We start from the raw sequence: 20812 nt of genomic DNA on the forward strand, positions 1-20812 counted from the left end.
TTAACGCGCCGGGTTCCCGGCGCGTTATGCGTTTATGGGGTTTTGCTGTAGGTTTGTGACTTCTGTCCATCTGCACATCCTATCCGCTATCCCATCTGCAAACTGTGATCGCGCCCATGAGTCTGAATTTGCCAACCCCGCCACAATCGGACGATGAACAAAGCCATTCTGAATGGCGGCAAACCGTTCGGCGTATCCTGCTTGGCTGGCGGTCGGAACTCGATAGCGTAACCCATAAAAATCTGTCCGATCAGATCCGCGCGCATTTTGACAGTTTCCTGTCGGCGCGGCGTGGTGCGACGGTGGGGTTTTACTGGCCGATCCAGAATGAAGTCGATCTGCGCCCGGTGATAACTGACCATATTTCCGAGGGCGGTCGCGCCGCCCTTCCTGTTGTTCCGGGCAGGGATTTGCCCATGGTCTTTCATGACTGGACGCCTGATACCGTAATGACCCCGGGCTTTGCCCGCATACCCGAACCGCAAGATACCCCCGAAATTCCGGTGCATGTGTTGCTTGCCCCGCTGGTCGGATTTGATCGGGCAGGGTACAGGCTGGGTTATGGGGGCGGGTTTTTTGACCGCACACTGGCCGCAATGACGCGCAAGCCACTGGTGGTCGGAATCGGGTTTGAGGCAACCCGCCTTGATGACATCAAACCCCACCAATATGACGTGCCCGTCGATGTTTTGATTACCGATGCCGGAACAAGTGTTTTGTCCGATGCGGGCGAGGCGGCCGAAAACAAACCCGATCAGTCATCGCCCCCCTGTCATTTGTGTTCATGACGACCCGCTTGATGATCCGTTTGGTGCCAGTCGGGCAGGCAGGATCAATCTTCGTTGCGATCGGTTTCCGGGCGATCTTTTTCATAGGAATGACGAAGCGCAAAATCCGGTAGCCAGCTTTCGCGCCGGATCGTCCAGAGCTCGTAACTCGGGGTGAATTGATCCGGGGCATCGAGAATGCCGAGATTGACTTCGATCTCGTCATCCGTGTGGCCATAAATCGATGATCCGCAGGTCGGGCAAAAATGCCGACCATTGAATGATGTGGTTTCACCGGTAGTGGTCACGGCATTTTCGGGAAAGATCGCGGATGCATGAAACAGCGCGCCATGATGTTTCCGGCAATCAAGGCAATGGCACAAACCGACCCGGTACGGCGCACCGGTTGCCGTGATCGTGACCTTGCCGCAAAGGCAGCCGCCCGTGACCTGATCCATCGCCTGTCTCCTGAAAACGTGATCGAGATTACAGATGTATATCAAAGCTGCCATCACGCGCAATTTGCGTGCGCGCAGGATTGATGATTGATCGACGCCAATTAGAACGACAAAGAACAAAGGTCGAAATCGGGAAGGTCGGGCAAAGTGGCTGGGGAACCTGGATTCGAACCAGGACTGACGGAGTCAGAGTCCGTAGGTCTACCGTTAACCTATTCCCCAGCAGTACTTTGGTGTGCGTTATTTATACCCCGGACCGCATGTTGTGCGCAATGTTGGGCCATTGCAACGTCCGGCAAAGTTGGCTGGGGAACCTGGATTCGAACCAGGACTGACGGAGTCAGAGTCCGTAGGTCTACCGTTAACCTATTCCCCAACAAAACTTGGTCCGCCGCGACACGCGATGCATCGTGGCGTGGGCCGCTATGTATAAAACCCGCCCGGGTTTGGCAACCCCTTTTTTGTTTCGATTTATTCAACCATGCGATTACTGCATACGGGATTTGCCTTGTCGGGGATTGTCGTTACACTCATATAGCTGATTCGCGGGATCGTCATATAAATGTCTTGATGATCCGCGATACAGACAGTGCGATTAACAGAAAGCAGGTTTTCGAAAGGTGAAGCAGGTCAATCCCCATAGCAACTCGCACCGGGCAGAAAGCCCCGCAGGCGGCGCTGCAATGGGCGACCATGCGGTGCTTGAGGTGCCTGACAAACCGGCAATGCCGCAGCCGGGGCAGGCTGTGCATGTGCCCGGTGACCGTGAAAAACCTGCGCGCATGGTCGATTGCATTACCGTGCCGCTTTATGCCGCGATTGACCTTGGCAGTTCGAACTGCCGGCTTCTGGTGGCGCGTCCGTGTAATGACGGGTTCAAGGTTATTGATGCCTTTTCGCGCGTCGTGCGCTTGGGCGAAGGTGTCCGCGAAAAGGGATATCTGTGCGAAGCGGCAATGGAACGCGCGATTGATGCCCTTCGCGTCTGTGCCAAAAAATTGCGCCGCCATCCCGGTGCCCGTTTGCGCGCAGTTGCGACCGAAGCCTGCCGGACGGCCAATAACCGCGAAGAATTCGTGCGCCGTGTCTTTGATGAAACCGGCATCACCCTTGATATCATCAATCCCGACGAGGAAAGCCGCCTTGCGCTTCAAGCCTGCTCGGCGCTACTGGATGAACGCCCATATGCGGTGGTGTTTGATATTGGCGGTGGCAGCACGGAAATCTGCTGGATCAAGGTCGACAAAACCGGCAAAACCCAGTGCATTGAAACGCTTTCAATGCCATGCGGGGTTTTGTGCCTGACCGAACGCTATGCCTCGGTCGAGGAACGGCGCGAACGGTTCGAAGCAATGCGGACCGAAATCCGTGAACGTCTTGAAGAATTCGCCAAACGCAATTGCTGCACCGATATGCTGGATGATGACAAGGTCCAGATGGTTGGCACATCCGGTACGGTGACGACTTTCTGTGGTATTGCGCTTGGTCTTGAACGCTATGAACGTCATAAGGTTGACGGATCGGATCTGCGTTTTGACGATGCCGAACGGGTGACCGAATTGCTGTTGCGCATGGAATCTGACAAGCGCAAGGGACATCCCTGTATCGGGAATCAGCGGGCCGAACTGATGGATGCGGGGGCGGCAATTTTCGCAGCGATTCGTGATATCTGGCCTTTGGCGACGCTCAAGGTCGCCGATCGGGGCCTGCGCGAAGGTATTTTGGTCGATTTGATGCGTGCGGACGGTCATGCTATTGACCCGTGCGACGCGCGCCGTCATACAGTGTCGCATATTCCGGCTTCATCCTGATCGGTAGACGCATCGTCCCGACAGGCCATTGGCCAAAACAGAATTCAGTTCAGGAAAGATCATGAGCGAAAATCGCAGCGGAAAAGGCGGGCAGCGCCGCCGCAAGGGTTCAGCCATTGCAGCCATTGATACCGGCGCACGCCGTGGCCTGCGCACGCGTGTCAAAAGTGCAAAGGGGCGCAAACTGTCTTCGACGCGTTGGCTCGACCGTCAGCTCAATGATCCCTATGTGCAGGAAGCAAAGCGTCTGGGCTACCGGTCGCGTGCGGCCTTCAAGCTGATTGAAATCAACAACCAGTTCGATCTGCTACGCCCGGGAATGCGCATTGTTGACCTTGGTGCTGCACCGGGGGGCTGGACGCAGGTCGCGATTGATATGGTCGGCTCCAAACATGGTAAGGGCCAGGTCGTCGGTCTTGATATTCTTGAATGGGAAGGTCTGTCTGGCGCAACCTGTTTGCAGGCCGACTTCCTTGATCCCAAGGCACCCGACATGATCAAGCAGGCCCTTGATGGCCCGGTTGATGCGGTAATTTCCGACATGTCGCCGGAAACCACCGGACATCGTCAAACCGACCATATCCGCATTATTGACCTGGTCGAACATGCCTTGTTGTTCGCCGAGGAGGTCCTGGCGCCGGGTGGTATTTTCATTGCCAAGGTGTTCAAGGGCGGTACCGAAAACGATTTGCTTGACCGGGTTAAGAAGAATTTCCGTGTGACCAAACACGCCAAGCCGCCGGCATCGCGCCCCGAAAGCCCGGAAGCCTATCTGATTGCCACCGGGTTCCGTGGCCAGAACAATGCAGAAGACGACATCAAGAACGCCGAACTGCGTGAAGATGACGGCTGGTCGCCGGTGGAGTAATGATCGGGCCGGTCGTGGCAAAGGTTACGACCGGCACCGCCAAATAATCGTCTTTTCCCTTGCGCTACATCAAACCCCGTAATTGGCATTGCGGGATATAGTTACCCTTTAATCTGCGACGAAATGTTTGTGCGCAGATGGACCGATTGGGGTGGGTCCTTTGTTGTGGGGTGTAACTGATGAAGCAGGACAATCTGTTCTTGACCGGCGTCGAACGCTATTTCGACGAACACGAAATTATCGTTTCAAAGACCGACCTTAAAGGTCGGATCACATATGCAAATGATGTGTTCCTTCGGGTGGCCGGATACCGTGAACGCGACATCCTTGGCCAACCCCACAGCATCATTCGTCATCCCGGCATGCCAAGATGTGTGTTTTCCCTGTTATGGCAAACCATCGAAGCCGGTCGCGAAATTTTCGCCTATGTCATCAATCGCTGCTCGAACGGTGACCATTACTGGGTTCTGGCCAATGTAACGCCGACTTTCGGCCCGGATGGCAAGATCATCGGGTATCATTCAAATCGTCGCGTACCGCGTCGTGATGCCATTGAAAAAGTCATTCCGCTTTATGCCGCCCTTTGCGAAGAAGAAGCCAAAGAACGCAATCGCAAAGAAGGCATGGCACGCGGAACGGCAATGGTCACGAAGCTTCTGGGGGATGCGGGCGTCGATTATGATCAATTTGTTTTCACTCTCTAACCTGCGTCTGGTATTGGCCGGGGGCTGGTGTCTGGGCCTGTTGGCTGTTGTTGCGGGATTTGTCTGGTCATCGCATATGGGCCTTGTTGTGGCGGGCCTTGCCGGGGTGCTCAGCGTTTGTTGTGCCGCCGGGCTTCTGACCATCTATCGGCAGCAGCGATATCTTGATGAGTTGTGCGACATTGTTCGTGCGGCGGCCAATGGCAATATGGATGCACGCGTGTCCAACCGGTTGCACCGGGGCAAGCTTGCCAATATGCAAAATGCCGTCAATCAGCTGCTGGACCTGACAGAAGCCTTCACCAAAGAAGCCGCTGCTGCGATGAATTGCGCATCGCGCGGGGATTATTTCCGCAAGATCATTCCACGCGGGCTGCGCGGTGATCTGGTCGGATATGCCCAGAAGGTCAATCAGGCACTTGATGTCATGGATGCGCAGACCAGAACATTTCGCAACAGTGCCGGGCAGATAGGTGATGATCTCAAGCTTGTTGTCGGCGATTTGTCTGATAGTGCGCGCAAGCTGACCACCAATTCCGACTTCCTGTCGCAGAATGTCGGTAAAATTGCGATCCAGGCGGCGGAAATGCGCCGGGCCGCCGATGAAAGCAGTGCCGCACTTGACGGGATTGCGACCGCCACCGAACAATTCAGCGGATCCATCCAGCAGATCGGGTGCCAGATTGACGGATCAGCGTCGCTGTCAGAAACCGCTGTTGAACGTGCGCGGTCTGCGGGTGAGCATATGGGGCGTCTTGATGCGCTGGCAGTAAGGGTCACCGGTGTGGTTGAACTGATCACGGATGTTGCCGATCAGACAAATCTTCTGGCCCTGAATGCATCGATCGAAGCCGCGCGGGCAGGCGATGCCGGCAAGGGATTTTCCGTTGTCGCATCCGAGGTCAAAAATCTTGCCAGCCAGACCGCCCATGCCGCCGAACAGGTCATTCGTGAAATCGGTCAGATGCAGGAAATGACCCGCGAAGCCGTGATTTCAGTGCGCGATATCAGTGAAACCATTGCCGAAATAGACAATGGTGCGCGTCTGGTAGCGGGGGCAACCCGCGAACAAACCGCCGCGGTGACGGAAATCGGCAACCGTATCGAACAGGCCGTCAAACTGATGCGCGACATTGTCGATAGCGTAACCGAAGTCGCATCGGGCACCCATGCGTCGCGCGATGTCCTGCTTGCCCTGCATGACGAGGCAACCAGTCTTTTGGGACGTGCGGAAACACTTGATGGTGATGTTCGCCATTTTGTCGGGACGGTTCTTGATACCCGTACTCAGGACGTTGCCTGATCGCAAAATCGGCATCTTGCGCACGGCATCGCACGCAGATCACATAACATTGATGGCAGGGATTTGGCGGCTTTGACAGTTGGCGGGATGACAACGTTTGTGCGGTGTTGCCTGCCAGAAGCCCCATCGACCAGTTTCTAACGGAATGCGCAAAATAAAGCATCAATAAAATCACAGGGCTGTTATGGGCGCAGAAAACTTGGCATTTGGGGCGTAACGTGTATAAATTCCGCGCCAACTCAGATTAACGAGGTGGCCAGATGACCCGCATTGTAGAAGCCCTGACGTTTGACGACGTATTGATCAAACCCGCAGCATCCGAAGTGCTGCCGGCTCAGGTGCAGACCAACACCCGCATTACCAAGAAAATTGACCTGAAAATCCCGCTGCTTTCCTCGGCTATGGATACGGTGACCGAAAGTGCAATGGCGATTGTCATGGCACAGCATGGCGGCATGGGGGTCATTCACAAGAACCTCGATATCGCACAGCAGGCCGAAGAAGTTCGCCGCGTGAAAAAGTTCGAATCGGGCATGGTTGTCAACCCGATCACCATTCATCCTGACCAGACGCTGGCCGATGCGCTTGATCTGATGGATGTAAACCATATTTCGGGTATTCCGGTTGTCGAGCGCGGCTCGAACAAGCTGGTCGGTATTCTGACCAACCGCGATGTCCGCTTTGCATCCAACCGCGCACAGCCGGTTTCCGAACTGATGACCCACGAAGGTCTGGTTACGGTGACCGAAAATGTCGACACCACCGAAGCCAAAAAACTTCTGCACCAGCACCGTATTGAAAAGCTTCTGGTTGTTGACGAAGCGTATCGTTGCACCGGCCTGATCACGGTCAAGGACATCGAAAAAGCCAAGCTGCACCCGAATGCCTGTAAGGATGAAAGCGGTCGTCTGCGTGTTGCGGCGGCAACCGGTGTCGGCGAGGCGGGCTTTGAACGTGCCGCAGCACTGATCGAAGCCGGTGTTGACGTTCTGGTCATTGATACCGCGCATGGCCATTCGGCTGGCGTGATCAAGGCGGTCGAACAGATCAAGGCAAAAGTCGGCGATACCCAGATCATTGCCGGTAACGTCGCAACCGCAGCCGCCGTCAAGGCGCTTGCAGAAGCCGGTGCCGATGCGGTCAAGGTCGGTATCGGACCGGGATCGATCTGCACGACCCGTATTGTTGCCGGTGTCGGCGTGCCGCAGCTGACCGCGGTTCTTGATTGTGCCGAAATGGCGCACAAGCTTGATGTGCCGATCATTGCCGATGGCGGTATCAAATTCTCGGGCGACATTGCCAAGGCAATGGCCGCGGGTGCCAGCACCTGCATGGTTGGTTCCCTTCTGGCCGGTACGGACGAAGCACCGGGCGAAGTCATCCTTTATCAGGGCCGTTCCTATAAATCCTATCGCGGGATGGGCTCGGTCGGTGCCATGGCACGCGGTTCGGCTGACCGTTATTTCCAGCAGGATGTTCAGGACAACTTGAAACTGGTTCCCGAAGGCATCGAAGGCCGCGTTCCGTACAAAGGTCCGGCAGGCCAGATCATCCATCAGCTGGTTGGCGGTCTTAAGGCATCGATGGGCTATACCGGTTCGGCGACCCTTGCCGATTTCCGTGAACGTGCCGAATTCGTGCGCATCACCAATGCGGGCCTGCGCGAAAGCCACGCCCATGACGTGACCATCACCCGCGAAGCTCCGAACTATCGTCCGGGCGGCTAAGCAATCAGGTTGCTGATCTGGCTGCCGCGATTTCGCTGAGCAGCCCTGCATTCGAAGCGGTTGGCGAACCGCGCGTGACATGCTATCAGCAGCCCCGTATTTCAGATGACGGCAGGTCTTCCTGCCGTCATCGTCTTTTTTATCGTATTTATCGCAAGCGGTGTTTGCGCTTCCCATATCCGAAGCAGCAGTAACACCCGAAAAACAGGTTGGAAATTCGCTTTGAAACCCGGTGCACGTATCGCAGCCGTCATTGAACTTTATGATGGCTGGACCCATACCCGAGACGACGCAGACCGCGTTGTATCTGGCTATTTCGGATCACGCCGTTACATCGGCGGTGGCGATCGCCGTGAAATCAGCGAACGTTTCTATAACCTGATCCGGCATCAGGCCCGTCTGGGCTGGTGGCTGGCGGAGATGGGCTATGAGTTCCAGGACGGTCGTGCACGCATGATCGCCGAACTGGTTCTGCATGATGGTCTATCAAAGGCCGATATCGAAGACCGTTTCAGCGGCGAACAATTCTGCCCGGAAACGCTTCATCCCAATGAAAAGCACCTGATCAACAAGCTGGCCGACAAGACCCTTGATCATGATGCCCAGCCCGGCGCGGTCAAAACCGAATTGCCGAAATGGCTGTATGCGGAGCTGATGAAGCTTCACCATGAAAACCTGTCTGCCGAAATGGCGGCCTATAATCAGCCGGCCAAACTTGATCTGCGTGTCAACCGCCTGCGCGGAACTGTCGAAGACGCGATCAAGTCGCTGAAAGCCGATGGCATCAAGGATATTGAACGCACCCCGTTTGCACCCAACGGCCTGCGTTTGCCGCTGGGCCTCAATATGCTGGTGACTGCGGCCTATAAGGATGGCCTGATCGAAATCCAGGACGAAGCATCGCAGATTTGCGTCAAGCTGGTCGATGCCAAGCCGGGCATGACAATCCTTGATATGTGTGCTGGCGGTGGCGGCAAGACCCTTGGTATTGCCGCTGACATGCGCGGCAAGGGACGTATCCTTGCCTGTGATACCCATGGGGGTCGTCTGGACAATTCGCGCAAACGTGCACGTCGTGCCGGTGCAGGTGATTGCATCCAGCAGCGCATCATTGCCGATGAACGCGACAGCTGGCTGCGCAACAAGTCGGGCTTCTTTGACCGTGTATTGCTTGATGTGCCCTGTTCGGGGCTTGGGACCTTGCGCCGCAACCCGGCTTTGCGCTGGCGTATCGGTCAGCGTGACCTGCGGACCCTGATGGCGCAGCAAAGCAAGATCCTTAAGGCCGGTGCGGCCAAAGTCACCAAGGGCGGGCGCCTGATTTATGCGACCTGTTCGATCATGCCCGAAGAAAACGAACGCCTGATTGAAACCTTCATGCGCGATCGCAAGGATTTCAAACCGGTGCCGATCAATGAAATCTGGCCTGACGCGCCGAAATCCGTTCCGGTTCCGGGCGGCAAGGATAAACCGTGGTTGCGTCTGTCGCCGAATGTCCATGGCACGGACGGGTTCTTTGTTGCGGTGTTCGAACGGACCGCCAAAGGCAAGGTAAAATAATGGACCGACCGGTGATGACATATGGCATCCGGCCCGTCATCAGCCTTAGTCCGTCTGCACAAAAAAAGGCCCTGCGAGGAATACTCGCAGGGCCAGTTTTGTTTTACCGTGAACGCAATATTGCGTTAAGTGGCTCTTCTGCAGATTGCCGGTCCCACGGTGTCGCGGGCGTCAGCCCGTTTGTTGCTCAGAGCAGGTTATTCGGTTTTCTCGGCCGGAATGTCATAGACCGGACCATTGCTGTCCGAACCTTCCGAATTTTCGAGATTGTTCATACCGGGAATAACATCATCCTCTGCATCGGGGCCGGTCTTCAGGCTTTCGCCGATTTCGGCACTCGGCGCAGCCGGTGCAATGGTTTCGGATTTTTCAGCCGGGGCGGTTTCTTCCGTACCGAAGATCGGCAGGGCGGAACCGCCATCTTTCTGGGTCATCGCGATTGCGGTTGCAGTACCGGCAACCAGAATAAGACCAGCGACGGCGAGTGCGATTTTGCTACCTTTGGAAGTGCTCATGATTACGTGTCCCTTGCTTCGATCAAAAATGCGTTGCTCATGCTCGGACGCGTTGTTTCCCGCGTTCCGTTGATTGGAATACTGCGCGACCATTGCGAAGGAAAAAGGGACCAATTGTGTAATTTTCGGGGGATGATGTGCGCAAAAACGCCGCAATTCTCCGTGCCGGTCCGGCAACAGGGCACAAGTTTTTTGAATGCATCGTTGGGGGACCGCCTGCGCCGGGTTGCCCATCACGATGGTTTGGCGTATGTACGGCGCAACCCCATCTTCGACGGAGATACGGCCCGATGACTGATCGCGTGCTGATTATTGATTTCGGATCCCAGGTTACCCAGCTGATTGCACGTCGCGTGCGTGAAAGCGGTGTCTATAGCGAGATCCACCCTTTTAATAACATCTCGGATGCGTTCCTTGATGAATATGCCCCCAAGGCCGTGATCCTTTCGGGTGGCCCGGCGTCTGTCCATTGGGACAAGGCCCCGTCGGCACCGGCAAAGGTGTTTGAGCTCGGCGTTCCGGTTCTGGGCATCTGCTATGGTCAGCAGACCATGGTCAACCAGCTTGGCGGCAAGGTCGCGACATCCGATCATCGTGAATTCGGTCGTGCCTTTGTTGACGTGATCGAAGATTGCGCGCTGTTTACCGGCGTTTGGGCCGCGGGCGCACGCGAACAGGTCTGGATGAGCCACGGCGACCGCGTTGATGCACTTCCCGACGGTTTCCGCGTTGTTGGCAAATCCGAAGGCGCACCGTTTGCCGCCATCGCCAATGACGAAAAGAAATTCTATGCGGTTCAGTTTCACCCGGAAGTGGTCCATACCCCGCATGGCGCACAGCTCCTTAAGAACTTTACGCATGGCGTTGCCGGTTGCTCTGGCGACTGGACGATGAATGCCTATAAGGACGATGCGATCGACAAGATCCGCAAACAGGTCGGTGATGGCAAGGTCATCTGTGGTCTGTCGGGCGGTGTTGACAGCTCTGTCACTGCGGTTCTGATCCACGAGGCAATCGGCGATCAGCTGACTTGCGTATTTGTTGATCATGGTTTCATGCGTGCGGGCGAGGCCGATCAGGTCGTCTCCCTGTTCCGTGACCATTACAACATCCCGCTGGTTCATGTTGATGCGTCCGAAACCTTTATCGGTGCGATCGAAGGCGAAACCGATCCGGAAGTAAAACGCAAAACCATTGGTCGTCTCTTCATCGAGACCTTCGAAGAAGAAGCCAAGAAAATCGGCGGTGCGGATTTCCTCGCACAGGGGACGCTGTATCCGGACGTGATCGAAAGTGTGTCCTTCACCGGCGGCCCGTCCGTCACCATCAAGTCGCACCATAACGTTGGCGGTCTTCCTGAACGCATGAACATGAAGCTGGTTGAACCGCTTCGTGAACTGTTCAAGGACGAAGTCCGTGACCTTGGTCGTGAATTGGGCCTGCCGGACAGCTTTGTCGGGCGTCATCCGTTCCCTGGACCGGGTCTTGCGATCCGTATTCCGGGCCAGCCGATCACGCGCGAAAAGCTTGATATCCTGCGCAAGGCCGATGCGATCTATCTCGAAGAAATCCGTAATGCCGGTCTTTATGACGCGATCTGGCAGGCATTCGCCGTTCTGCTGCCGGTCCGTACCGTTGGCGTGATGGGCGATGGTCGCACCTATGACTATGCCTGTGCACTGCGTGCGGTCACCTCGACCGATGGCATGACCGCGGACTTCTATGCGTTCCCGCCGGAACTGCTTGGCCGCATTGCCAACCGCATCATCAATGAAGTCAACGGCATCAACCGTGTCACCTATGACTTCACATCCAAACCACCGGGAACCATCGAGTGGGAATAAGTTGTCCGATATCGGAAACAACAAACGGCGCGTCCATTGGGCGCGCCGTTTTGTTTTTGAATGTCGTTCCACTCACCTGGACGTGTGGGAGAAAAATATACTGTACCTTGTTGTTAAAAACTTGCACCCTGACCTCAGGCCCTGCGCCGATCCTTGCAAGGACTGGTTGCTTTCAAGTTATGTCAGAATGCGAGACGACATATGACGGATGACGATTTCTCATTTCATGCGACGCGTGAAAAGCCTGTCAGAATCAAGTCTGATGAAGATATCCAGACATTCAATGGGAGCTGGTATCGGGGGGAGTCGACCAATTTCATTCCGTCCAAAAAGATGTTGCAGTCAAGTAGCGCGTTCAGAAGATTCATCATCAAGGGGTATGAGCCACCGGCCCCGTTCATTGATAAATCGACTGTTGTGACAGCCTTTGGCAGTTGCTTTGCACAAAACATTTCAAAGTGGTTGCTTGATAATGGCTACAATGTCCTTGGCAAAAAGCTCAATCTCAACTCGCATATCATCCGTTTCGGAGAAGGGCTGGTAAATACCTTTGCCATTCGCGAACAGCTTGAATGGGCGTTTGAAAATCGAAGCCTGGAAGAAGGGTTATGGTTTGGCGAGAACAAGGAAATTGTTCTGCCTGATGATGATGTCCGGGACGCGACAAAAACGCTTCTGATGAAAACGGAAACATTGATCATTACAGTTGGCCTTTCCGAAGTCTGGTTTGACAAGGTTTCCGGACGGGCATTCTGGCGCACAGTGCCCGCAGAAAACTTCGACAATGAAAGACACGGATTCAGATTAACAACGGTCGAGGAAAACCGCGAAAATCTGGAAAAGATTGTCGAATTGCGAGATCGCTATATTCCGGATTGCAACATCATCTTCACGCTTTCGCCCATTCCACTGATGGCGACGTTTCGAGATATAAACTGCATTTCGGCAAACACGGTATCAAAGTCGATTTTGCGCATCGCGCTTGACGACCTGATGGGGGAAAAACACGACCGGGTTTATTATTTTCCGTCATATGAACTGGTCAAGGAAGTCTATCCGGACCCGTTTGATGACGATAACCGGCACCCCAAGAAACCCTATATCCAGGAAATCATGCAGCTATTTGCCCGCGCTTATTGCGAGGATACGTAAGCGGCTATTGATTTTCAGGCCGATCCATCCATCTTGATGCGTCCCAAACCTTCAAACAAGAGCCAAGAAAATCGGCGGTGCGGATTTCGTCGCACAGGGGACGCAGTATCCGGACGTGATCGAAAGCGTGTCCTTCACCGGCGGCCCGTCAGTCACTATTAAGTCACACCACAATGTCGGTGGTCTTCCGGAACGTATGAACATGAAGCTGGTTGAGCCGCTTCGTGAACTGTTCAAGGACGAAGTTCGTGACCTTGGGCGTGAATTGGGCCTTCCTGACAGCTTTGTCGGGCGTCATCCGTTCCCTGGACCGGGTCTTGCGATCCGTATTCCGGGCCAGCCGATCACACGCGAAAAGCTTGATATCCTGCGCAAGGCCGATGCGGTCTATCTCGAAGAAATCCGCAATGCCGGTCTGTATGACGCGATCTGGCAGGCATTCGCCGTTCTGCTTCCGGTCCGTACCGTTGGCGTGATGGGCGACGGTCGTACCTATGACTATGCCTGTGCACTGCGCGCGGTCACCTCGACCGATGGCATGACCGCTGATTTCTATGCGTTCCCGCCGGAACTGCTTGGCCGCATCGCCAACCGCATCATCAATGAAGTCAACGGCACCAACCGCGTGACTTACGACTATACCTCTAAACCACCCGGAACAATCGAGTGGGAATTTCGTGCACAGGAAACTTCAGGAAAAAGGTTGCCTCGGTTGATAGTGCTCTTTTCGCCCGTATTTAATTTGCCGTACCCTAATTAAAAGAAAAGCACTAGAAACCTATAATCTATGCCGTTTCTGATTAAAAGGTCTCTGCGCGTGATTTCGAAATTCAAAGCTGTTCTGAAAAGTTTCGCGAGGGCCCGGCGCGCCGAGGCTGCGGCAGAACAAATTCTGCTTAATCAGGGTAAAATCCTGACCGGGATGTTTGCACATAAGGATGCAGCCCGACTGTGTGAGTATGAATGGAAAGTGTTCTCGCAATGGGGCGAGGACGGCATCATTCAGTTTTTGATTTCCGAGATAGAGATTGAACATCATACCTTCATTGAATTCGGCGTCGAAGCTTTCTTTGAAAGCAACTGCCGTTATCTTTTGCAAGGGTGTGACTGGCAGGGTTTTGTCATCGATGGTTCACAAAAGAATATTGCACGTCTGAGGCAAAGCGACCTTTATTGGCGCCATGATTTGCAGTCGGTTGCGGCCTTTGTCGATAAGGATAATATCAATAGCCTTTTGACTGGATCCGGGTTTGATCGTGATCTTGGGGTTTTAAGTATCGATCTTGATGGTAACGATTATCATATTCTTGAGGCCATCAATTGTTTCGAACCCAGGATCATTATTTGCGAGTTCAATCCTTACTTTGGGCGTGAGCGGGCGGTTTCCGTTCCTTATGATCCAAAATTTTATCGAACTGAAAAGCATTATTCTAACCTGTATTTCGGCGCCTCGCTCAAGGCATTTATCCATCTTCTGGAAGGCCGGGGATATCGTCTGATCGGAACCGGAGCGATGGGCGGAAATGCGTATTTCGTTCGAAAAGACCTTGTGAATGCCAAGCTTGAGAAGCTGTCACAAAACCCGATCCATTTTAACGGTAACTGTCGTGAAAGCGTTGACCAGAACGGCAATCTCACCTTTCTGCGCGGCGAGGAACGCCTGAAAGCTATTCGAGGGATGCCGGTGGTTAATGTCATCACCGGCAAATCCGAAGCGCTTTAGGTTAGCTGATTTTTGCGCGATCATTTTGTTGCGTCATTTGCCAAACATCATAACCCATTGGTCGCTGTTGGAGCCGCTCTGATCCATGATTTAGGCGAGATTTTTATTCGGAAGTAAATTATTTAGGGTAAATGATCCTGCCGGGGAATGCCGTTGGAAACTCTCGTTTCTTTCTCTAAAAATCGCCTGCTGCATTCTTTTCTTTAAAGGTTTTTTTTAAAAGTATTTGTTATGATCATTAGAAAATACACAAAATCATCATCTTTTTATCTGGGGACCAAGGCAGGTTTTTTTGAAAGAAATGAGTCAAATCTAAACGAATCCTTGAAAGAGAATGAATTGTACTCGAAACAGCCCAAGAGAGAGATGTGTAAGATTTGTTCGTCTAGACTTCCCGGGGATGAGGATTTTCAATCTCACAATGTGAGCTATGTTTTTTGTACAGATTGCGGCCATTTAAACGGAGTTTTTGAAGATACGATAGAATTTGTTGATAAAATTTACATGGAAGATAGTGGCGCAGAATATGCCAAAAATTATTTGGATGAGGATTTTTTAAATAGAGTCTCAGATATTTACGCTCCAAAGGTGGATTTTTTGCTATCGGTCGTTCCTGACGGGAATTGCGAAATACTGGATGTTGGATGTGGTGCTGGTTATTTTGTTTTGGCTTCATTGATGGAAAACCAACAGGCCAGTGGAATTGATGTTAGTGACGTCATGGTGAATTTTGGCAATCAGCAAATTCTGAGCCACCAAGGGTGCGCACCTTTGCAAAAAGTTAAAGAGGATGGTTTTTTTGAAGAAGTTACCAAGACAGGAGCGGATGTTGTATCTGCAATAGGGGTGATAGAGCACCTTCGCCAACCGCATAAATTATTTGAGGCCTTCAAAGAAAGTAAGGCAAAATATCTATATTATTCTGTTCCGATGTTTTCGTTGTCTGTCGTATGTGAGAATGTTTTCAAAAATGTGTTTCCGCGCCAGCTTTCTGGTGGGCATACCCATCTATTTACAGAGAAATCCATTTCCAGGATGCACGAATTACTTGGTGTCCGTCCTGTTGGGGAATGGAGATTTGGCACCGACTTTATGGATTTGTATCGGCATCTAAACATTTATCTTCGGGCTAACAACGTCTCTCAGAAGATGCTGGATTATTTTCACGCAGGGTTCGCAACAAAGATAGATGACCTTCAAGCCGCATTGGACAAAAACCACTTTTGTTCGGAAATACATGTGGTTGCGGTTAAGGATTAGTCGGGGACAAAACTGGCAAAATTCGTAATTTTGTCAGTCTCTGCGTTGCAAAGACTTTAGTGCAATTTCCGTTTGGCGGGCCTGATGTCATTGCAATCAATTCAATTGATTGATGGGCTGGTCTTTACCTGGTCAGTCGACTGGTCCGGATGATCCGCAATCACTTGTCGCGTTGCACGCACCCGAAAGCACGCTTTGAAGGCTGCGCTGCCAATTGAATGTCAGACAGGATGACAGTGAAATAACCGCTGTCAGCATGACGATTATTCGAAGGCAGCGCATTTTCCTTTTCCTATTTCCGAAGGGCGGGCAGGCCGACACCCGTGCTTTCAAATCCGCCATCGGTTGCGATGGTTTGTCCAGTCACAAAACTTGCCTTGTCACTGCATAGGAAAAGGATGACTTCGGCGATTTCATTTTCCGTGCCATATCGGCCAAGCGGCATAGCATCAAGGTAGGCTGATATGATGTCGGTTGAATGGACTGCCATCGCCAGTTTGGTTTTGACCGGGCCGGGGCAGACGCAATTGGCGCGAATGCCGTATTCGCCAAGTTCGGCAGCCTGTTGTTTGGTCATGTGAATGACGGCAGCCTTTGACGTACCATAGGCCACCCGAAGGGTCGATGCACGCAGGCCTGAGATCGAGCCGATATTGACAATTGCGCCTTTGGTTTCCTTTAGCGCCGGAATGGCTGCCTGCGACACCAGGAACACGCCATCAAGGTTGGTTTCCATGATCCTGCGCCAGGTGGCAAAGCTGGTTTCTTCGACCGGAAGGAAATCGGCAACCCCGGCATTGTTGATGACTGCATCAATCCGGCCGAATTCAGAAAGAACATCGTCAATCATCTGATCGACCTGTTGGGGGACGGAAACATCAAAGATGAATGCCTTGCCATCCGTCATCGCGCTTGTGGCCTGTGTCAGTTCATCCCCGTCACGATCAATCATTGCCACTTTCCAGCCCTGTTCGATGAACAGTTTGCTGGTGGCAAGTCCGATCCCGCGCGCAGCCCCTGTGACCAGGGCGATCTTTTGTGTCATCTGTTCCGTCCTCTCCTGAAGCATTTGGTTTTTTTACGATGGTGCCATCGCTTTATTGGCTTCATTTAGGCAAAACAATCACGTTGCGGCAAGTGCCGCATCGTTTCGGGTGGAACCCGGCATTGTGTCAGGCATGGAGAAACAACTGTGCGGCATAGACCAGCATGGCAGACAGGCTAACGAAATAGGCAATGGACCGCACACCGTGTACATGGGGGGACAACGGGCATATTAGTTTCGCATTTCTGAGTAGAGTTTGTTGCTCAAATCTCTAAATCACTCCATTTGACGGGTTCACCTCGCGCGATATCTCTTTTCACCGTTTTGCCAATGACTTCAGAGTAGTGCTTGGAAGCTAATCCAAATCCAGGGCGAATTCTGCGGACATCATCTTTTGAAATAGTTGTCCCAGAGGGGAGGTCTCTTACGAAATACAATGATCGACGGAATGCTTTGTTTGCTGTTTCCGCGTCAGGACGAGAAAACTCTTCTCTTCCCAAGGCGAGCCATGCGTCACGTGTGTCATTGACCAGTGCCGACAACTCGTCTGGTTCCAGGGAGAATGTGCTGTCTGGTCCTTTTTCCAATCGACTCATGGTGAAATGTTTTTCGATCGCGACTGCTCCCAAAGCAACGGCAGAAATTGCCGCAGTATTCGTCAGTGTGTGGTCTGACAAACCCACTTCGACGTTAAACGTTTTCTTAATATAGACCATATTGTTTAGGTTGCATTGGTCAAGAGGAGCTGGGTAGCTGCTAATGCAATGAAATAACAAGATGTTCTTAATCCCGCTGCGTCTGGCAACTTCGACGGCGTCACCAATCTCGCTTTCGCTTGCCATCCCTGTCGACATTAGGATTGGCTTTTGGGTCTCGGCTATTCTTTCAATTAACGGGTGATCATTAAGCTCAAAGGAGGCAACTTTGTATGCGGGGGCATCAAGCCTCTGCAGCAAGTCAATAGCTGTTTCATCAAATGGAGAGGAAAAAATAGTAATACCGATTTCCCTAGCGTAACGGAACAGTTCCTCGTGCCATTCATAAGGAGTATGAGCCTCTGTATAAAGCTGATATAGCGTGTAACCATCCCACAGTCCTCCAGTGATTTTAAAGTCGTCACGGTCACAATCAATGGTCATACTATCGGCCGTATAGGTCTGCAATTTAACAGCATGAGCTCCAGATTTCTTGGCCGCTAATATACTTTGTTTTGCTCTGTCAATTGAGCCGTTATGGTTGGCGGACAATTCTGCAATTATGTAGGGAGGGTATGATTGGCTCAGCTCTCGGTTTGCAATCTTGTACAATTTTGCCTCGAATGAACGAAAAACTACGTAAGTGAAAAGGTGGTCTGTATTTCAGTCCAGCCTAACTTTGCTACTTGCTCTTTCATTAGAGCATTATTTGTTGGGATATTGATGTAAAAATTTGGTGGTCTAACAGATTTTATTTCTTTGAGAGGGCTGTGGTTTTGAATGATGAAGTCAAGTACGGTGCTTAAGAATTTTTCTGATCCATCAATCAATGATACGGATATGCAATTGCTATCCATTACATAGCAAGACCCAATGCATTTAAAATTTTCATAGATAAGGTACCAAGCTATATAAGGGTTTTTCATCACAAATTCATAATGTTCATCGTAGCTTGGTGTTGACTTGTGACTTATGTTAAAGGAGCGATTTTTTAATAGATTGTACAAATCGTTAACTTGTTGTTCTGTTCCTTCAACTTTGGTGAACGTTATTTCATTTGTCATGTAGTTACGTCTGTCGTTTCAGTTTTATCAATTTAATTTAGCGTGTAGTATAAGATACCATGTTCCGGTTTTGATTCAACTTCGAGAAAGCCGGCGGACTTGAAAGTATTATTGCTTGCTGCGTTGTCAATCCGAACGACGGCAATGATCTCGTGCGAATGAATCTGTCTAAATTTCTCTACACAGGCCCTCAATAGAGGAACTGCTTTCCGTTGTCCTCTATGCTTGGGGTTTAGGTTGATGGAGACTTTGGCGGAGAGCTGTCCCGAAACTCTGTCGAATCTGACCATGCCGACTTTATCGCCATCTATCTCTCCGATGAATATGAAACTGTCAGGTGCTGATAATGTTTGAGTGAACCATTTCTCATGTTGTTCAATTGTTATTAGGTCAGAATTTAGTGACATGGCACGAGTTGTTGGATCATTCCGCCAAGAAAGAATATCTAAACTATCTTCTGCTCGGCATTCTCTAATCTTGATGTGAAGCATTCGGGGAATCCAGTCAAAATACTGATGTTCGAAATGGGGTAAATTTATCCTAATTCGCGAGATAGACAGTGAGGATAACTCATTAAGGTGGAAATATAGCTGCCATAGGTGGACCACTCGAATAATCTTGTTGCGATGTTGGCTTAAAATTTCCCGGTGCGGGATGATTCTTAACTTGGTAAAGCCTTAAACGCAAATCTAGGACGGTGGAAACCTAGTAATCGGACTGCGGTTCTGTTTTATCTTGTCTGCTAGCAAAACAATCACGATGCGGCAAGTGCTGCATCGTTTCGGGCGGAACCCGGTATCGTGTCAGGCATGGACAAACAACTGTGCGGCATAGACCAGCATGGCAAGCAGGCTGACGAAATAGGCGATGGTTCTCACGCCTTTTACCGGGCCGAGATGTTCGATCCCGGAAAGATACCATCCGCCATGCGCAAGACGGGCAAGAAGAAATACAGTCGCACAGGCGATGGTGACCGTATTCGAAACACCGGTTGCCTGTGCGACAAGAGTGATGATTGCAAACGGTACGAGGTTTTCCAGATGGTTCTGATGTGCGCGCAACCCGCGGGCGGCCATGCCCGCACGTTCCGGAAGGCCGTCACGATTGCCCATCAGCTGTGTGCCACCAACACCGGGTTGTTTGGCATAGGCGTAATTGTAGGCCCACGGAAAGGCCAGGCACAGCAGGGCATTTAACAGCAGAATGAAAAGCTCGTATGTCACAGGGCACCCGTAAAGTTATGAGAATGTTGGCTTTACGTTAATTGCAGGCATTCCGGATCAGCTAGTCTGGCGCCGGAAGTCAGTCATCCGCAACAAATTCAAGCAGATCACCGGGCTGGCAGTCCAGTTCCTTGCAGATCGCAGCCAGGGTTTCAAAGCGTACGCCGCGCACCTTGCCCGATTTCAAAAGCGACAGGTTCTGTTCGCTGATTCCGATCCGGGCGGCAAGATCCTTGGATTTCATTTTGCGGGTGGCCAGCATCACGTCAAGTCGGACAACAATCCCCATCAGACGAAGCTCCGGTTTTCATCATCAATCCGTGCCGCTTCGCCAAGCACCCAGGCAATCACGATAATCAGCGCGCCAAGGAAAAGCGTGCTGGCCTCGGCATTGCCAAGGCCAATGGACAGCATCCGTTCACCGGCCGGGCGGTGGAAGGTCGCCAATACCGATGTCACAGCCCCGGTCAGCGGTTTGGCCAGTGTTTGTACCAGAAGCGCGACGCCAAACAGTTTAAGATGACGGATCGTTTCAGGCTGGAAAATCGCGTTATGGGCAAAGGCCCCGAACATCTTGCGCAGGTGAAGCAGCCCATAGGCCATGATCAATGACGGGATCATCATTACCAGCATGGTGGCATATTTCTGCCATCCCGAAAGCGCGTGCAATTCCGCAAGGCTGACCGTCATCTGGCTGGTGCTGGCTTCGACCCATCCCGGCAGATACCAGACCATTGGAATGGCAAGAAACTGAACAACGATCGCAACCGCACATCCCCAATAAAGCAGGGTGCTGAGCCTGCGAACATTTTTAAGGGTATCGGGCTTCATGGCATGTGACGTGGATGGGGTGGACATGGTGGGGCTCCTGTCAGGGATATTCACGAATCGATTTATATAATTAATGTAAAACATGAATAAATTGTCGAAATGAGTCAATACGAAATTGACCGATCGCTGTGGGGTATCGGCGCAGGTCGCGGGTGTCGAACTTGCGGTGTCGGGCGTTCCCTTGTGATTTTTTCAACCGGGCAGGGGCCGGGGCAATTGGAAATCGGCGCTGTCGTGGATCGTATCACGGTGTTTTGGTTCA

The 20812-nt window shown here is 52.1% G+C and carries 19 protein-coding genes, 2 tRNA genes and 1 pseudogene; 12 read left to right on the plus strand and 10 right to left on the minus strand.

What is annotated here, in order from left to right:
- Positions 1–116: 116 nt before the first annotated feature.
- The gene (locus tag CU041_RS17595) at positions 117–788 is read left to right on the plus strand and encodes a 5-formyltetrahydrofolate cyclo-ligase (RefSeq protein ID WP_101247883.1); all 672 of its coding nucleotides are present in this window, start codon (positions 117–119) and stop codon (positions 786–788) included.
- A gap of 44 nt (positions 789–832) precedes the next feature.
- On the opposite strand, the gene CU041_RS17600 is transcribed toward CU041_RS17595, so the two are convergent.
- From CU041_RS17600 to CU041_RS17610, 3 genes are all read right to left on the minus strand, one after another.
- Positions 833–1225 carry a GFA family protein gene (locus CU041_RS17600; RefSeq protein WP_101247884.1) on the minus strand — a complete coding sequence of 131 codons (393 nt, stop codon included), beginning with the start codon at positions 1223–1225 and terminating at the stop codon, positions 833–835.
- A gap of 148 nt (positions 1226–1373) precedes the next feature.
- Positions 1374–1447: transfer RNA gene (locus CU041_RS17605), tRNA-Gln, on the minus strand.
- A gap of 80 nt (positions 1448–1527) precedes the next feature.
- Positions 1528–1601 (minus strand) — tRNA-Gln (locus CU041_RS17610).
- A gap of 244 nt (positions 1602–1845) precedes the next feature.
- Between CU041_RS17610 and CU041_RS17615 the strand changes: the two genes are divergently transcribed.
- The 6 genes from CU041_RS17615 to CU041_RS17640 all read left to right on the plus strand — a co-directional run bounded on the left by CU041_RS17615 (position 1846) and on the right by CU041_RS17640 (position 9198).
- Entirely contained in the window at positions 1846–3036 is a 1191-nt protein-coding gene (locus tag CU041_RS17615; RefSeq protein ID WP_228195768.1) for a Ppx/GppA phosphatase family protein, read from the plus strand.
- Between the two features lie 61 nt (positions 3037–3097).
- Positions 3098–3904 carry an RlmE family RNA methyltransferase gene (locus CU041_RS17620; RefSeq protein WP_101247885.1) on the plus strand — a complete coding sequence of 269 codons (807 nt, stop codon included), beginning with the start codon at positions 3098–3100 and terminating at the stop codon, positions 3902–3904.
- A 179-nt stretch (positions 3905–4083) separates the two neighbouring features.
- A complete protein-coding gene (locus CU041_RS17625) occupies positions 4084–4608 on the plus strand; it encodes a PAS domain-containing protein (RefSeq protein WP_068517115.1) in 525 nt (174 codons plus the stop codon).
- Positions 4583–5911 (plus strand): methyl-accepting chemotaxis protein, encoded by a 1329-nt coding sequence (locus CU041_RS17630; RefSeq protein ID WP_170310295.1) that lies wholly within the window; start codon positions 4583–4585, stop codon positions 5909–5911. Before CU041_RS17625 ends, CU041_RS17630 begins: the two co-directional genes overlap by 26 nt.
- Before the next feature lie 260 nt (positions 5912–6171).
- The gene (gene guaB / locus CU041_RS17635; RefSeq protein WP_101247887.1) at positions 6172–7638 is read left to right on the plus strand and encodes an IMP dehydrogenase; all 1467 of its coding nucleotides are present in this window, start codon (positions 6172–6174) and stop codon (positions 7636–7638) included.
- Positions 7639–7860: 222 nt separating this feature from the next.
- Positions 7861–9198 carry an RsmB/NOP family class I SAM-dependent RNA methyltransferase gene (locus tag CU041_RS17640; protein ID WP_068517176.1) on the plus strand — a complete coding sequence of 446 codons (1338 nt, stop codon included), beginning with the start codon at positions 7861–7863 and terminating at the stop codon, positions 9196–9198.
- Positions 9199–9395: 197 nt separating this feature from the next.
- Here the strand turns inward: CU041_RS17640 and CU041_RS17645 are convergent, their stop codons facing one another.
- Positions 9396–9713, minus strand: coding sequence for a hypothetical protein (locus CU041_RS17645; RefSeq protein ID WP_068517118.1), 318 nt, complete (start codon positions 9711–9713; stop codon positions 9396–9398).
- 290 nt (positions 9714–10003) lie between these two features.
- Here CU041_RS17645 and guaA point away from each other — a divergent pair, with 290 nt between their 5' ends.
- The 5 genes and pseudogenes from guaA (at position 10004) to CU041_RS17670 (ending at position 15692) form a co-directional block, all read left to right on the plus strand.
- Positions 10004–11557 (plus strand): glutamine-hydrolyzing GMP synthase, encoded by a 1554-nt coding sequence (guaA, locus tag CU041_RS17650; protein WP_068517119.1) that lies wholly within the window; start codon positions 10004–10006, stop codon positions 11555–11557.
- Between the two features lie 201 nt (positions 11558–11758).
- Entirely contained in the window at positions 11759–12709 is a 951-nt protein-coding gene (locus CU041_RS17655; protein ID WP_101247888.1) for a GSCFA domain-containing protein, read from the plus strand.
- A gap of 61 nt (positions 12710–12770) precedes the next feature.
- Positions 12771–13382, plus strand: a pseudogene (locus tag CU041_RS17660) (GMP synthase (glutamine-hydrolyzing)); the annotation flags it as partial.
- A gap of 114 nt (positions 13383–13496) precedes the next feature.
- Positions 13497–14432 carry a hypothetical protein gene (locus CU041_RS17665; RefSeq protein WP_101247889.1) on the plus strand — a complete coding sequence of 312 codons (936 nt, stop codon included), beginning with the start codon at positions 13497–13499 and terminating at the stop codon, positions 14430–14432.
- A gap of 231 nt (positions 14433–14663) precedes the next feature.
- Positions 14664–15692 carry a class I SAM-dependent methyltransferase gene (locus tag CU041_RS17670; protein ID WP_101247890.1) on the plus strand — a complete coding sequence of 343 codons (1029 nt, stop codon included), beginning with the start codon at positions 14664–14666 and terminating at the stop codon, positions 15690–15692.
- A gap of 292 nt (positions 15693–15984) precedes the next feature.
- On the opposite strand, the gene CU041_RS17675 is transcribed toward CU041_RS17670, so the two are convergent.
- From CU041_RS17675 to CU041_RS17705, 6 genes are all read right to left on the minus strand, one after another.
- Positions 15985–16737 carry an SDR family NAD(P)-dependent oxidoreductase gene (locus CU041_RS17675; protein WP_101247891.1) on the minus strand — a complete coding sequence of 251 codons (753 nt, stop codon included), beginning with the start codon at positions 16735–16737 and terminating at the stop codon, positions 15985–15987.
- A 263-nt stretch (positions 16738–17000) separates the two neighbouring features.
- Positions 17001–18044 carry a pseudaminic acid synthase gene (gene pseI / locus CU041_RS17680; protein WP_101247892.1) on the minus strand — a complete coding sequence of 348 codons (1044 nt, stop codon included), beginning with the start codon at positions 18042–18044 and terminating at the stop codon, positions 17001–17003.
- Positions 18045–18528: 484 nt separating this feature from the next.
- Positions 18529–18987 carry a GNAT family N-acetyltransferase gene (locus CU041_RS17690; protein WP_101247894.1) on the minus strand — a complete coding sequence of 153 codons (459 nt, stop codon included), beginning with the start codon at positions 18985–18987 and terminating at the stop codon, positions 18529–18531.
- A 312-nt stretch (positions 18988–19299) separates the two neighbouring features.
- Positions 19300–19719, minus strand: a complete 420-nt coding sequence (locus CU041_RS17695; RefSeq protein WP_101247895.1) for an MAPEG family protein — start codon at positions 19717–19719, stop codon at positions 19300–19302.
- Between the two features lie 79 nt (positions 19720–19798).
- Positions 19799–20008: a helix-turn-helix domain-containing protein gene (locus tag CU041_RS17700; RefSeq protein ID WP_068517123.1), complete on the minus strand. Its 210-nt coding sequence runs from the start codon at positions 20006–20008 to the stop codon at positions 19799–19801.
- The gene (locus CU041_RS17705; RefSeq protein ID WP_233433165.1) at positions 20008–20577 is read right to left on the minus strand and encodes a DUF2975 domain-containing protein; all 570 of its coding nucleotides are present in this window, start codon (positions 20575–20577) and stop codon (positions 20008–20010) included. Before CU041_RS17705 ends, CU041_RS17700 begins: the two co-directional genes overlap by 1 nt.
- Positions 20578–20812: the final 235 nt, after the last annotated feature.

Source organism: Thalassospira povalilytica, from assembly GCF_002844235.1.
Classification (GTDB): Bacteria; Pseudomonadota; Alphaproteobacteria; order Rhodospirillales; family Thalassospiraceae; genus Thalassospira; species Thalassospira povalilytica.